Genomic DNA, 12348 nt, shown 5'->3' on the forward strand with positions numbered 1-12348 from the left:
GATCATAGTAGGGAGCCAAACCAGCGCTTGCAGACGCTCTAGAGCATATCCATTGTCGTTGAGGTGGCAAGGCTAATCGAATGACTGAATAAGCAGTTTCCAAGTAACCTTAAGCTGCTTTTAATACGTAGCTACACCCAGTAGCCATTGCCTAACAATTTTTCACCGATATACTTATTCAGATGGAAGAAAATCACGACAACCTGAATACTGTTTTCCAAGCTCTGGCTGATCCAACACGACGCGCTGTCATTCAGCATTTGATAAGCGGACCAGCGTCGGTCACCGAGCTCGCAGAACCATTTGAGATGGCACTCCCTTCGTTCATGAAGCATATTGGTGTGCTGGAGGATGCGGGCTTGATTCACTCCAAGAAAACCGGTCGCGTGCGAACCTGTGAGATAAAACCCAAGCAACTGACAGCGGCACAAAACTGGATCAATACACAAACGGCTATATGGGAAGGCCGGATGGCTCGGATGGCGAGCTATGTCGAAACGCTCGATGCAGAAGAGCAGGATGACTTAGTACAAAAGGGGTAAATGCCCGAACAGTACGGATCCCATAGGCGTAAACCAATTTCTCTCCCTCCACCCCACCTAGCACTGAAGCTTTAACCGCGCGGAGCCTTTCGCGGGTTATCCATTGACCTAACAATTACTGTTAACTATAGTTATCCAAAAAGCTAACTATGTTATTTTTTGCACTCGGCTGTTCACGCTTTGCAAACATCGCAGAGGGATTCGCATGAGCCAAGATTTATCCTACGACACCATATCGATCAGTAGAACGATCAAAGCACCGAGAGAGCGGGTATTTTCCGCATGGGAAGACCCGCAAGCCCGCTCGATATGGGGGCCTCCTTCTGAAGATGAAACAATTGAATTTCTCGAAAATGACTTTCGCGAAGGAGGCATTGACATACATCGATGCGGTCAAAGTAACGATCTGCGATTCAGGGTTGAAACACACTATTACGAAATCAGAAGGCCACATCGGCTTCTGTTCACCGAACGTGTAACTACGGATGGCTCTCCACTGAGTATCTCTTTGATTAGCGTGGAGATCGGCAATAGTGAAAGCGTGACAGAACTCAAGGTAACGATACAAATCGCCTCCCTGGTCGGCTCGGGAATAATCGAGGGAACTCGCAATGGGTGGCAGCGCGCTCTTTCTAATCTGACTGCATACATGGAAGCAAGAAAAGTAGAAGCCGAATAGAAAAGGGCAATATTGCTTCTCTTCGGGCTTCAATAGCCATTGAGTAACAGTCCAAGTACAACCCGCAGCATCATTTGGGCCAATAGAACCAACAGGGAAGAACTTGTGCGGAAAATAATTGTAAACACGTTTATTAGCCTGGATGGTGTGATGCAGGCCCCTGGCGGCCCTGAAGAGGACTCTTCAGGGGGCTTTGAGCTTGGTGGATGGGTAGCTTCCTATTTTGATAAAGGTGTTGGTGAATTCATGGGCAATGTGTTCGCAGCGCCATTTGAGTTACTACTTGGCCATCGGACTCACAATATTTTCGCTGCACATTGGCCAAAAGTTGCTGCTGACCCTCCGCCTGAGGGTGTTGATGAAAGTGAAATCCAGCTGGCCAAAAAAATCGACGGTACAACACGATACGTGGCTTCTCGCACGAAACCTGAGTTTACCTGGGAAGGCAGCGAGTGGCTGGGGGATGACCCAATCTCGAGGCTTCGTGCAATCAAGGCTAGCAATGGCCCAGATTTGTTGGTTCCAGGCAGTGCTGACTTTATTCAAACTCTACTCAAAGCGGACTTAATTGATCAGTTTAAATTACTGATTTTTCCTTTGGTCCTGGGTAACGGAAAACGCCTTTTCGGTTCAGGTGTGATCCCTACAGCGTTCCATGTACAGCAAGCCATGACGACAGATAGCGGTGTAATTTGTGTGACCTATGTTCGAGGCGGAAGTATCACGACTGGAGATTTCTCCCTGCAACGAGAGTAGGGCCGGCAGTATAAGCGCAATTTGGAATAGATAAGCAGAGATAGGAACTCGAAAGTTATGGAGCCCATCACTGACTTGGTATTCAAGGAAGCTGCGCACATTATGCCGATACGCTCGGCAGTAAGATCAGATCTGGAACGCCCACCAGATGTCCCGACATAACTATCAATGCCAGAGCCTTTCAGCAGAGTAAATATTCGACCCGTTTAAATCCCAGGGAGATATCAAAATGACAGAAATCGTTACCTGTCTTTGGTTCGACTACGGCGAAGCAAAGAAAGCGGCGGAATTCTACGCAGCAACTTTTCCCAACAGTCATGTCGACCGTGTTAATGCGGCTGCCGCTGACTACCCCGGCGGCCATGAGGGCAATGAGCTAACCGTTGAATTGACTGTCCTCGGGCGCAAGTTTATAGGTCTGAATGGCGGCCCAAATTTTACTCCGAATGAATCGGTCAGTTTCATGGTTGTTACCGAAAACCAGGAAGAAACTGACCGTTACTGGGATGCGATTGTTGATAACGGTGGGCAAGAGAGCGCCTGCGGCTGGTGTAAGGATCGCTGGGGCCATTCGTGGCAAATTACGCCAAAGCTGCTACTCGATCTTACAACGAACCCCGACCGTAGCAAGGCAAAACGCGCCTTTACCGCGATGATGGCCATGAGAAAGATCGATATTGCGACAATTCAAGCTGCTACGAATTCGGTTTGAAGTAACAAAGAGATATCGCGAAAGAGTATTTAAACTACGCATGGCCAAACCGCCTCATAAACCCAGAGCTACTAGCGCAAGGCCCTAACAAGCTGAGTGACACTGCCCTCACCAAGCTCAGTCCCAACAGACAATGCAAGAGACAAATATATGAGGATCAGATTTTGAGACGGTTAGTGGTTTGGAATGTGATGTCATTGGACGGCTGCTTTGAAGGTACCGCCCCATGGTCATTGGACCATCACGCAACAGTGTGGGGTGACGAATTAGAAGCCTTCTCTCTTCGACAGGGTGATGAAATCGGCACCTTGCTATTCGGATGTCGCACCTATAAGGGGATGGCCGATTATTGGTAAAACGAAACTGGGGCGATTGCGGACATGATGAACTCGCTTGAAAAAGCCGTCATCTCTCGCACGCTAGAAACCGCCAATTGGTCAAATACTCGTCTACTGAAAGGCGAGGCGGCCGAACATGTTCGCGTGCTCAAAAAAGAGAATGGAAAGAGGGATATCTTCGTATTTGGTAGTTCGAATCTTGTAGCTACTCTGCTCAGAGAAGGTCTAGTAGACGAGTACCGGATATGCCTAGCACCTATCGTACTAGGAGCTGGCTCACCTCTCTTCAAACCTGACGGTATCCAGAAAAATTTTAAGTTGATGCGGGTAGATACCCTTGAAACGGGCGGAGTAGTCCTTCGCTACAAGTGTCTATAAAAGGGCGGAGCGTTATTGCAGCCAGCTTCTAGGCATGGTTTGTATCATTAACCTAAAAGAGTCTATGGGAAGAGGGTCATGATGAAGTTCCAACCTCTTCGATTGCCACTTGATCTGGATAGAAGGCAATACGCCCGTTGATCACCCCGGCAAAGTCAAAAGCAGCTTCATAGGCCCATGCAATAGCTTCTCCGCTATCATCGATTGAGAAGTAGCTGGCATCTCCTTTAAGTGGGCAATAGCTTGTCTTTCCCTCTATAAGGGAGAGGGGAGCGAGAACATCTTCTTTTGGGAAATAGAATACGGGGTCGAGCATATCTTTTGCGAGTTCTGTAACTCTCAAAGCATTACTACTCTCGGCAATCACCTTGCCACCACGACGCACACGCACTGTCCTAGGCACAATCTTGGCGCGCATAAGGTGTCGGGGTTCTTTCGGGTTGTGGATTGTGTTACTAGACATCGTAACTTCTGGATAGGGCATTGATCTTTCCTTTCAAGGTATTAGCGATTAGCGGGCCGCATTTATCCAAATAGAGATACACACTTATAAGAGTAAGCGAACAGCGAGCCTTCATGTCCCCTCACTTGGACTCAATAGTTAGCGCTGATACGACCTTCGATGCATAAATTGTGGACGATTGCCGCCGAATTACGAACTTTCCAGATCCCGTTGAAACAATAGGGTTGGCATGGTCACGACTGATTTTGATGGTAACAACTGCATCGCACGCGTTAGCCAAGTCCCTAAAGTACCTCTCCAATTCCAGCGATAAAATCCTAGGTAGTAACAGTGTAAATTGTTACCGTGTACTCGGGGTACGGGAAGTGGTGACCAGTATCAACCAATCCTTCACCACTCACGCATTGGCCCGAGCATCTACACCCCAAATATAGAAATCCTTGGGCCCTGGGGACAGTTCTCTGATTTCGAGATAGGACCCCAAATTGCAGGAAACGTAATCGTCTCTATTAATTCGACTGCCCCCTGGGTTTTCCTTTAATGATTAAGTAGGCTTGGGTGTACTTTTCGTTTACCTACCATTCCTGTTATAACTCTCCCAACTTCCTGCTCAGAGGGTAATTGTGCTACGTCATACGCAAACCATGCCACTGAGTCCGCATTTTCCACAGCTTTCACCTCAGTGAGCTCTGCCATAAGAGTTGCCGCTGCATCTTGTCCGCGTAACTGATTGAATGCCTGCTGTACAACAAGCTTGAATGCTTGTTCATGGGTTTTACCATTGTCCTGATGGAACTTCATCCATATAGCGCCACCTTCACTGATAGCTTTATCCAATTTATCCGCGATGCCTTCATCATTGAAATATTTATGATCCACGGTTTGCGCATATTTATGTGTTCCTTCATGGATCAGAGTAACAATGCAGAATACCTCACCTTTCTCCCAAATTTTACTAAAACTCAAGCAGATAGGGTTTTGATTGGGCTTCATAAAACTCCCCCCCTTAAGTTGCCCTCCACCAGCCCATGACAACTTACAGAAGTTTGAAATTGATCTGCCCCAACTTTCCGTAAAGGGCACAAACACAAACCCGGCCGCATTTTTCGAAGGGTCCTCAATACCAAATGGATATCCTATCGTCGATATGGTAGAGCATTGAACCTTACACAAGGTGGGCATCATTTTTACATCCGCACACTCCACATCACCACTCAAGCCTATCTGGGTTTTACTGAGTTTTTGGAGTATCGCATTTACGCAATTTGAATATCTTTGTGGCGGGCAATCCATAGGAAGGCCGAAGTAGTAGGAGACTAAATTTTTAAACTTATCAGGAACCTTATCAGGGTATGTAATCGCTACAGTGCACATATCTATCGCTCGTTTTAAGATAGTTTGTGCTTCATCCAGCCAGTTTTCGAGTGATTTTTTGACCTTCGTTTGAAAAAGTATCGGCGAATTATCCTCTACCAACACGGTAAAACTCACTTCCCGGTTGATGCTGCGGCTCACTATTTTTGTCATAATTATTCTCCTGCCTTTTCCTGCTACTTTCAGCGATGGAATTCACTGTTTTTGCTCTGATGCCAAACCAGAGCAAAATAGAATATATAATATTACCTAGCACGACTGTACATTAATATTCTTGAAATTATTCAGGAATAGCACTTCTTAACAATCCACCTCGAATTAAAGTGTCTTGCAATAATTCTTCTGGAGATTACTCATAGATTAATATTGTGGAGGGATTGGGGTAGTTCGCAGTATTTTGAGTCACTTTAACTGATTTTTGCTGATTTTTAACTCGGCTAGTAATTACTGAGCGTCGGCCACTACGAAACCCTGCCTAATCCAGCCCAATTAAGATGTGGTATTAATAAATCAATTTGCATCAATGGCCTGATAGACATAAAAAATCTCAATTTATCAATAAGTTAAAACTGTTTCGTCCAATATCCCCCTAGGCTGCACTTACTAAAAAGGGAGAAGGGAAAAATACACCGCGCATGGGACCCTATGAGGAATGGATGCCGATTAGGAGCTTACAGGGATGTATTCACAGCGTGTCTCGAGTGCGGTGTATTCTTTCCTTCCACCCCAGTAGTAATTAACCAACTATTCAAACTAGGGCAGTCGTTTATAGGAATAAGCTTTTCCGCCTTGACGAAGAGTAAACGAGCGGGCAGGGCTCTTATTGGCCTCCTCAAACTCAATAGTCAACCCTGGAACCATCTTCGATGCATAGATTGTGGACGATTGCGGTCGAATTACGAACTCTCCATATTCCGCTGAAACTATAAGACCTGTATAGCCGCGGCTGATTTCGACAATATCATCTGTTCCGTGCCCATAGCGCCCGACACCTCTCAAAAGCACCTCCTCTGGTAAAGTGATGAAATCTGGGATAGGGACAATCTTAGTAGATACCGTCTGCTCGGGGTTCAAGAAGTGATGGCCAATATCATCCAGACCTTCACCGCTGGCAGTATCTGCCAAGGCAACAACACCCGCTCTCCGCGCTGGGTTAAAACCCATAAATGTACGCGATCCATCACTGCTGCCATTGGACCAATAGTAAGTCTCTCCATTGGTGGTTGTCCTGCGCCAACCCAGGGCCATACGAGTGATTTCACTGCCTCCCGGCCTATCAATTGACAGCATTAGCCGCGATGCTGCAACCAAATCCTTAGGGCCTCGACCGTTGATAAACAAGTCGAGAAGTGTGAGGAGGTCGCTGGCTGTAGATCGTAAACCGCCAGCCGGCGAGAGCACCCCATCGCTTGTTGGGCCGATCGGGCTGAGATAGAAGTCATGGCCTTGAGCTCGCCGAGCAGACTTCTTGGGATCATCCTCTAAAGTGGTATCACTTAGCCCTAAAGGTCCCGTCACACGCTCTCGCAATATCGTTGCAAAAGAGCGGCCTTCCTTCAAAGCAAGTCCTTGACCTAAGAGCCCAAAAGCCAGGTTTGAATAGCTGAATTGAGTACCCGGGCTAGCTTTCAGATGATAGCTTGGCAAGCCACTATAGAGCTGCTCAAAGGAGTAACCAGCGTACTTATTGGGCGCATCGGGCGCCGATGCAGCAAGATTATTTGGTCTTAGAGGAAGAGAAGCACCATGGGTAGCCAGGTCGGCGAGAGTGATTTGTTGCCCTTCAAAAGTTGGAGCTTTTACACCGGCTGGTACGTAATCCTGGAGAGGATCATCGAGTTGCACTCTCTTATGTACAACTTCAACAGCCAATAGCAAGGCCGTAAATATCTTAGTTAACGACGCAATTTCAAAAATCGTATCGTCCCCTAGTTGATAAGTATCCTTGGCTTCAGGCACTCGGACAGTAAAAATTTTACGATCAGAAAAATTTAGGGTACCTGCAACTGCTGCATGTGCCGCGTGTTGCTTAAGAATACGATGGCGAATCAGACGTTGAAAATCATCATCATCATTCACCGGTTGACTTGATAAAGCATCTAAAGCGATGAGTGGTCGAGGGACAGCAAATATAGAGGTAGCTCCAAGAAATAATTTTGTGAAATCACGTCGTTCCATGGCAATCAGAACCTATCAATAACTTTCCAGAATTCAGTTGGCAAAATTTGACTATCAGAAAGGCATATAAGTTCCTGTGATAGATACGCTGATCACTAACAGAGATAAACGCATTTAGGGCAAACGGAGCCTAATGGAGGATAAGCAGAACTATGGAGCTGGTGGAGCTGGTGGAGCAACCAGTAAAGTTAGAACAGTTAGATTCTCAAAAAGATCTACTGCCAATAACCTGTGATGCTGAATAAAGAGGCTCAGGGGATAACCGAGCTTTTTACACTAGTAAAGCGAGTTTACACTCCAGAAAACCTCGTCCTTATGAGGCTATTCTCCAGCTGGTAACTGTCGTAGATGGAAGATTAGGATGGCCCGAAAAGTTAAGGGCCCGTCTTCTGCATTATCTATAAATAAAAAAATAGTTTGGAGTGTATGAGGCCACACCAAACATCTATAGCCCTTCCTAACGGCATTATTAAATTTATACGATTATGCCAAGGATGTGGAGGATAAAACGCTGACTAAAACATTACCCTTTTTTATTAATAAAAATCTCTATGGTTACTAACGACCGTAGAACTGCTATAGCGATTGATTTAAGAACTTATATCTCTGTGTTGCTACTCAGACAGAGCTGCTTCAGTCTCGAAGTCCTTTGAAAGTGGCATTGAAAAAATGGCCCTTAAATCAGGAAAGGGAAGTACGCGGTTTTACTGCTGGTTACGTAATAACTCGTAATCTTATTTTTCACTCCATTTTATATATTACTGCCTATCAAATTGGTACATTGGACTCACTACTCTCACTGTCAAGCACAACGAAAAAGGAAATTTTGATGTTGAATCTTAAAACTTTACCGAGTCAGAACGGTAATTCTTGCGCCGCTCACTGTACCGAGATCGCAGTGTCAGGATTTGATCTCCGTGCGCCAAGGCCACAGAGTTTTGTGGAAGACACTCTGTGGCGCGCTATCAAATGGCAGAATGGGGACCTACCTCCGATGCCAAACGGTGCCGACCATCCCTTAGTGGCGGCCAACAATAGTTCACCGATGCGTGTGCGAAACTATGTGAATACCCAGTGCCCTGGGCGTACCGGTCGGATTTTATATGACGCGACCCAGAAAGACATGTGCCTTCAATTCGCGCAGCCGGGCAATAGAGTTGATTATAATGCGTTGTTTACAAATCTCATACAGCCAGCTAGTAATGGGGGAATGCCGAGGAACTTGCTTACCGACACCTATTACAATTGCGCTTTTATGATGTTTCGAGGCCCTTCCCCTGGGTCTGCTCATGAAATGGGTTTCCATAATATCCTGGTTGCCAAGGATGGGACCACAGTCAAATATTATAACCCGAATGAAGATCAACCAGTTTGGAGGGCTGATATTGGATGGCGAACGTTGCGTCATCAAAACGCTGGAAGGCATAGTTACGTTTGGAGTGGTATTGCAATCGAAATCACCTAGCAGTTAATGTTTGATGATGCGATCATTAGTATGGATCATGGGGTTTATCCTTGGTTTTGCTTTTAGGTTTAGGCACTTTCATCAAAACCGGTAAACCCTTCTTATTCAAGACGATCTGTCAGATCGTGGTCTGATCTTGTCTACATCTTTACACCTTCTTCCAGCTTACTAGCTCCTTTATTTGTTAAGAAACACTAAAATCCTGCTAGAACTGAGTGTAAGTTACTCATGCCAGCCACTACTAATAGATCGATAAAATAAATCCGATTGTATCCGTTTTCGCAACATTATTTCTCTATTTGAACTAATTATTGAGTCAATGTGATGTACTAGGATAGATCGCAAGTTTTGGACATTAACCCAACGCTTCAGGAGCTTGAAATGAAAGCAAAACTTATTTTACCAATGATTCTATTAAACATGCTTGGCGGAGTAGGGTCCGGCATCATGATCTATATGTCTGGCGGCGATCCGGTTTGGGTCGGCGCACTTTTAGCGACCCTACCTTTACCATTTTTCTTGATGGTCTTAACAAACGTGTTCAGCATTTCAAGAACATCAGAAAGGCTGCCAGTTATTCAAGCCGTTAACTTTTTAGGAGTTGCACTGGTTGCTTATTCAACTTATTCGAACCAGGCTCCAATGTCCTTGTCTCAGTACGTTCTTATTGCAGCTGCTGCCCTGGGCTTCGTATCCCTTCATTGGTATGTCTGGTCATTCTCCGTTTACAACCGCAGAAAGAGCAAGGCCATATCAAAAGGCCAAAAACTGCCTGAAATGAACTTTAATCGATTAGATAAATCGGCTGTGTCTTCCACTTCTTTTGACGAATCTAAAACACTATTAGTGTTCTTTAGAGCCAACTGGTGCCCATTTTGTATGAACCAGTTAAAAGAAGTGAAGAAGTATGCTGAGACACTTAAGCAATATGATGTGAAGGTAAAGTTTATCTCTAACCAAGGCTACGATAACTCAAGGAAGTTAGCCGACAAGCTTGACCTACCTGGTCATTTTGAAATTCTTCAAGATGACAACTTAATGGGTGCTAAAGCCCTAGGCATTGAAGATATTGACGGTTCCCCTGCAGGAATGCCTGGGTACCCTAAGGATACCGTTATGGCCACAGTGATAGCACTGAATGAAGATGGTACGGTTATATTCGGTGATGAGACCGACAATTATCGGAGACGCCCAGACCCGACAACGTTTCTGTATGTTTTTGAAGGCTCAAAGCCGCAGACTTTAGATGCTAACCCAACTCTCAAAGGTACCGCCTAGTGAGGTAAAATATCAATCTCTCATAGAGCTTATCGATAGGCCCATGAAGAGTGAAAGATAACTGTCTAGCTAGCAATATTGTCGCAGGCCTGAACCTGGATTAAGTAAATGCCTTAGAACAACCAATATGGATTATATAAAGCCTGAAGATTCTATCGATGCCTAAGCAAATACAGGTCTACCTTATATCAGTTGACATATAAAAAACTATCACATATTCACATACCCCTTTCTATGATAGACAGGGGTTTTTCCTTGTTGAGATTAGAGTATTCTATAAGTAATTGAAATTGGAGAACGTCATGGAGTTTAACTTCCCAAATCGTGATGGCGTAGAATTAAAGGGTAAGTTAGAAGAATCTGCTGGAATCCCAAAGGCTTATGCAATTTTTGCACATTGCTTTACTTGCTCAAAAGATATTATTGCAGCAAGCAATATTTGTAAGTCATTAACGAGTAAAGGAATATCAGTATTAAGGTTTGACTTCACTGGATTGGGTAATAGTGATGGAGATTTTTCCAATACTAATTTTTCATCCAATGTTGAAGATTTACTTAGTGCTTACAGTGAAATCGAAAACCGCTTCGAGGCACCAAAATTGTTAATTGGGCATAGTTTTGGAGGTGCTGCCGTTTTGAAAGCCGCTGGTATGATAAAGACAGCTAAAGCTGTTGTTACTATAGCTGCCCCAAGTGATGTTAAACACATCCAGCATATGTTTAAAGAGGAACTCGATAGCATCAATAAAACAGGTCAGGCAAGAGTGGTTCTGGCTGGCCGAGAGTTTACGCTAAAGAAGCAATTCATTGATGATATAAATGAAGCAGACGTCTTGGTTAACCTTAAGGAATTAAGGAAAGCGCTGCTAGTAATGCATTCACCACTAGACAGCACTGTTTCAATTGAGCATGCGGCGAAAATATTCGCTGCTGCGAACCATCCTAAAAGTTTTATTTCTTTAGACAAAGCCGATCATTTGCTTATGAAAAAATCAGATGCTGAATATGTCGGTAATGTTATTGGAGCCTGGGTTCAAAGATACATTAATTAATATTGGATGTTACAGAGAGTAATATCGAACTTTGAAGCCTTGCAACAGTAAAGAACCGCCAACTATCGAGAGCTGGGCAGTAAAGAACAATAGAAACAGCACTAGTTGGAATTTAGGTTGCTCCTAGTCCACCTAGTAATCCGGGGCTTAACTCAGTTCCTTTTTTAGAAACTCGATAAAGACTCTGGTCTTTGCCGGCATCGCTCGACCACTGGGAATCAGTGCGCTAACAGGCGGTCCTGGAACTGCTTTCTCTGGGAATAACTCAACAACTTCACTATTTTGAACAGAAAAGCCAAGCGCTTTATCATATACCTGAGCTATTCCCATACCGGCTACCACTGCGTCAATCAGAGTTCGTCCATCTCTGAATATTGCTAGCGGTGAGGGGGAAAATTCAGTAATTGGGCCTCCATCTTCTTGGAACAACCAGCCTCTCAATTTTCCTGTAGGTGCGCGGAAAACAAGAGAATCATGCTCCTTTAAATCTTCCAAAGTCTTTGGCATACCCTTTTGTGAAAGATATTCAGGTGAAGCGCACAGGATACGTCTGGTTTCACATATTTTTTTTGCGATAAAAGAACTATCTTCCAGTTCACCAATCCTCACGACGACATCCCATTCACCTCTAATAGCGTCCTCCAGGCTATCTGAAAGAGAGACCTCGACCGTAACCTTGGGATGCAACTGCGTGAACCCCTTTAACGCACTGACAATATTTCGGCCTATGCCTATTGGCAAATTGATACGCAATCGTCCAGCAGGCTCATCCTTCCTGGCATGCAGCAAAAGCCTGGCCTCATTGATTGTTTCTAACGCATGTTTTGCGGCATCTAGAAATATTTTGCCTTCTTCTGTCAGCCTGATACTTCGTGTGGTTCTGTTGAATAGCTTAAGACCCAATTCCTCCTCAAGCTTCTTCACTGCCTTACCAGCGCCTGATTTGGTTGAGTTCAATGATGCCGCCGCTTTTGTAAAGCTTCCATGTTCGGCAACGGCAATAAATACAACTATTTCGTTCAAATGGGCTTGTTGAAACACAGATTGTGTCCCTAATGGATACAATGAGTATCAAAATAGCATGTTTATAGCGCAAATCAAAGTAACTAATCTTCCCAATAGTGGTTTGGCGT

General features: G+C 44.8%; 12 protein-coding genes. 8 read left to right on the forward strand and 4 right to left on the reverse strand.

Annotated elements, in window-relative coordinates; translation table 11 throughout:
* Nucleotides 1-182: 182 nt before the first annotated feature.
* From ACJJIN_RS06310 to ACJJIN_RS06335, 6 genes are all read left to right on the forward strand, one after another.
* Nucleotides 183-542, forward strand: a complete 360-nt coding sequence (locus ACJJIN_RS06310) for an ArsR/SmtB family transcription factor (RefSeq protein WP_444897346.1) — start codon at nucleotides 183-185, stop codon at nucleotides 540-542.
* Nucleotides 543-747: 205 nt separating this feature from the next.
* Nucleotides 748-1221 (forward strand): SRPBCC family protein, encoded by a 474-nt coding sequence (locus ACJJIN_RS06315; protein WP_444897347.1) that lies wholly within the window; start codon nucleotides 748-750, stop codon nucleotides 1219-1221.
* 105 nt (nucleotides 1222-1326) lie between these two features.
* Nucleotides 1327-1977, forward strand: coding sequence for a dihydrofolate reductase family protein (locus ACJJIN_RS06320; RefSeq protein ID WP_444897348.1), 651 nt, complete (start codon nucleotides 1327-1329; stop codon nucleotides 1975-1977).
* 229 nt (nucleotides 1978-2206) lie between these two features.
* Nucleotides 2207-2689 carry a VOC family protein gene (locus ACJJIN_RS06325; RefSeq protein WP_444897349.1) on the forward strand — a complete coding sequence of 161 codons (483 nt, stop codon included), beginning with the start codon at nucleotides 2207-2209 and terminating at the stop codon, nucleotides 2687-2689.
* Nucleotides 2690-2853: 164 nt separating this feature from the next.
* A complete protein-coding gene (locus ACJJIN_RS06330) occupies nucleotides 2854-3045 on the forward strand; it encodes a dihydrofolate reductase family protein (protein WP_444897350.1) in 192 nt (63 codons plus the stop codon).
* A gap of 24 nt (nucleotides 3046-3069) precedes the next feature.
* Nucleotides 3070-3405, forward strand: a complete 336-nt coding sequence (locus tag ACJJIN_RS06335; protein WP_444897351.1) for a dihydrofolate reductase family protein — start codon at nucleotides 3070-3072, stop codon at nucleotides 3403-3405.
* 76 nt (nucleotides 3406-3481) lie between these two features.
* Here ACJJIN_RS06335 and ACJJIN_RS06340 read toward each other — a convergent pair whose 3' ends face one another.
* The 3 genes from ACJJIN_RS06340 to ACJJIN_RS06350 all read right to left on the reverse strand — a co-directional run bounded on the left by ACJJIN_RS06340 (nucleotide 3482) and on the right by ACJJIN_RS06350 (nucleotide 7420).
* Nucleotides 3482-3889 carry a DUF427 domain-containing protein gene (locus ACJJIN_RS06340; protein ID WP_444897352.1) on the reverse strand — a complete coding sequence of 136 codons (408 nt, stop codon included), beginning with the start codon at nucleotides 3887-3889 and terminating at the stop codon, nucleotides 3482-3484.
* A gap of 516 nt (nucleotides 3890-4405) precedes the next feature.
* The gene (locus ACJJIN_RS06345) at nucleotides 4406-5395 is read right to left on the reverse strand and encodes a hypothetical protein (RefSeq protein WP_444897353.1); all 990 of its coding nucleotides are present in this window, start codon (nucleotides 5393-5395) and stop codon (nucleotides 4406-4408) included.
* Nucleotides 5396-5995: 600 nt separating this feature from the next.
* Nucleotides 5996-7420 (reverse strand): serine hydrolase domain-containing protein, encoded by a 1425-nt coding sequence (locus ACJJIN_RS06350; RefSeq protein ID WP_444897354.1) that lies wholly within the window; start codon nucleotides 7418-7420, stop codon nucleotides 5996-5998.
* A 1846-nt stretch (nucleotides 7421-9266) separates the two neighbouring features.
* On the opposite strand from ACJJIN_RS06350, the gene ACJJIN_RS06355 reads away from it, so the two are divergent.
* A complete protein-coding gene (locus ACJJIN_RS06355) occupies nucleotides 9267-10163 on the forward strand; it encodes a peroxiredoxin family protein (RefSeq protein WP_444897355.1) in 897 nt (298 codons plus the stop codon).
* A 302-nt stretch (nucleotides 10164-10465) separates the two neighbouring features.
* Nucleotides 10466-11215, forward strand: a complete 750-nt coding sequence (locus ACJJIN_RS06360) for an alpha/beta hydrolase family protein (protein WP_444897356.1) — start codon at nucleotides 10466-10468, stop codon at nucleotides 11213-11215.
* A gap of 147 nt (nucleotides 11216-11362) precedes the next feature.
* Here ACJJIN_RS06360 and ACJJIN_RS06365 read toward each other — a convergent pair whose 3' ends face one another.
* A complete protein-coding gene (locus ACJJIN_RS06365) occupies nucleotides 11363-12256 on the reverse strand; it encodes a LysR family transcriptional regulator (protein WP_444897357.1) in 894 nt (297 codons plus the stop codon).
* Nucleotides 12257-12348: the final 92 nt, after the last annotated feature.

Source organism: Microbulbifer maximicatervae (SeqCode), assembly GCF_052467505.1.

Bases quoted from the DNA above. Each gene is read 5' to 3' on its own strand.
- ACJJIN_RS06345 (WP_444897353.1), bottom strand. From the start codon at position 5,395: ATGACAAAAATAGTGAGCCGCAGCATCAACCGGGAAGTGAGTTTTACC.
- ACJJIN_RS06335 (WP_444897351.1), top strand. From the start codon at position 3,070: ATGATGAACTCGCTTGAAAAAGCCGTCATCTCTCGCACGCTAGAAACC.
- ACJJIN_RS06310 (WP_444897346.1), top strand. From the start codon at position 183: ATGGAAGAAAATCACGACAACCTGAATACTGTTTTCCAAGCTCTGGCT.
- ACJJIN_RS06350 (WP_444897354.1), bottom strand. From the start codon at position 7,420: ATGGAACGACGTGATTTCACAAAATTATTTCTTGGAGCTACCTCTATA.
- ACJJIN_RS06325 (WP_444897349.1), top strand. From the start codon at position 2,207: ATGACAGAAATCGTTACCTGTCTTTGGTTCGACTACGGCGAAGCAAAG.
- ACJJIN_RS06340 (WP_444897352.1), bottom strand. From the start codon at position 3,889: ATGCCCTATCCAGAAGTTACGATGTCTAGTAACACAATCCACAACCCG.
- ACJJIN_RS06315 (WP_444897347.1), top strand. From the start codon at position 748: ATGAGCCAAGATTTATCCTACGACACCATATCGATCAGTAGAACGATC.
- ACJJIN_RS06355 (WP_444897355.1), top strand. From the start codon at position 9,267: ATGAAAGCAAAACTTATTTTACCAATGATTCTATTAAACATGCTTGGC.
- ACJJIN_RS06360 (WP_444897356.1), top strand. From the start codon at position 10,466: ATGGAGTTTAACTTCCCAAATCGTGATGGCGTAGAATTAAAGGGTAAG.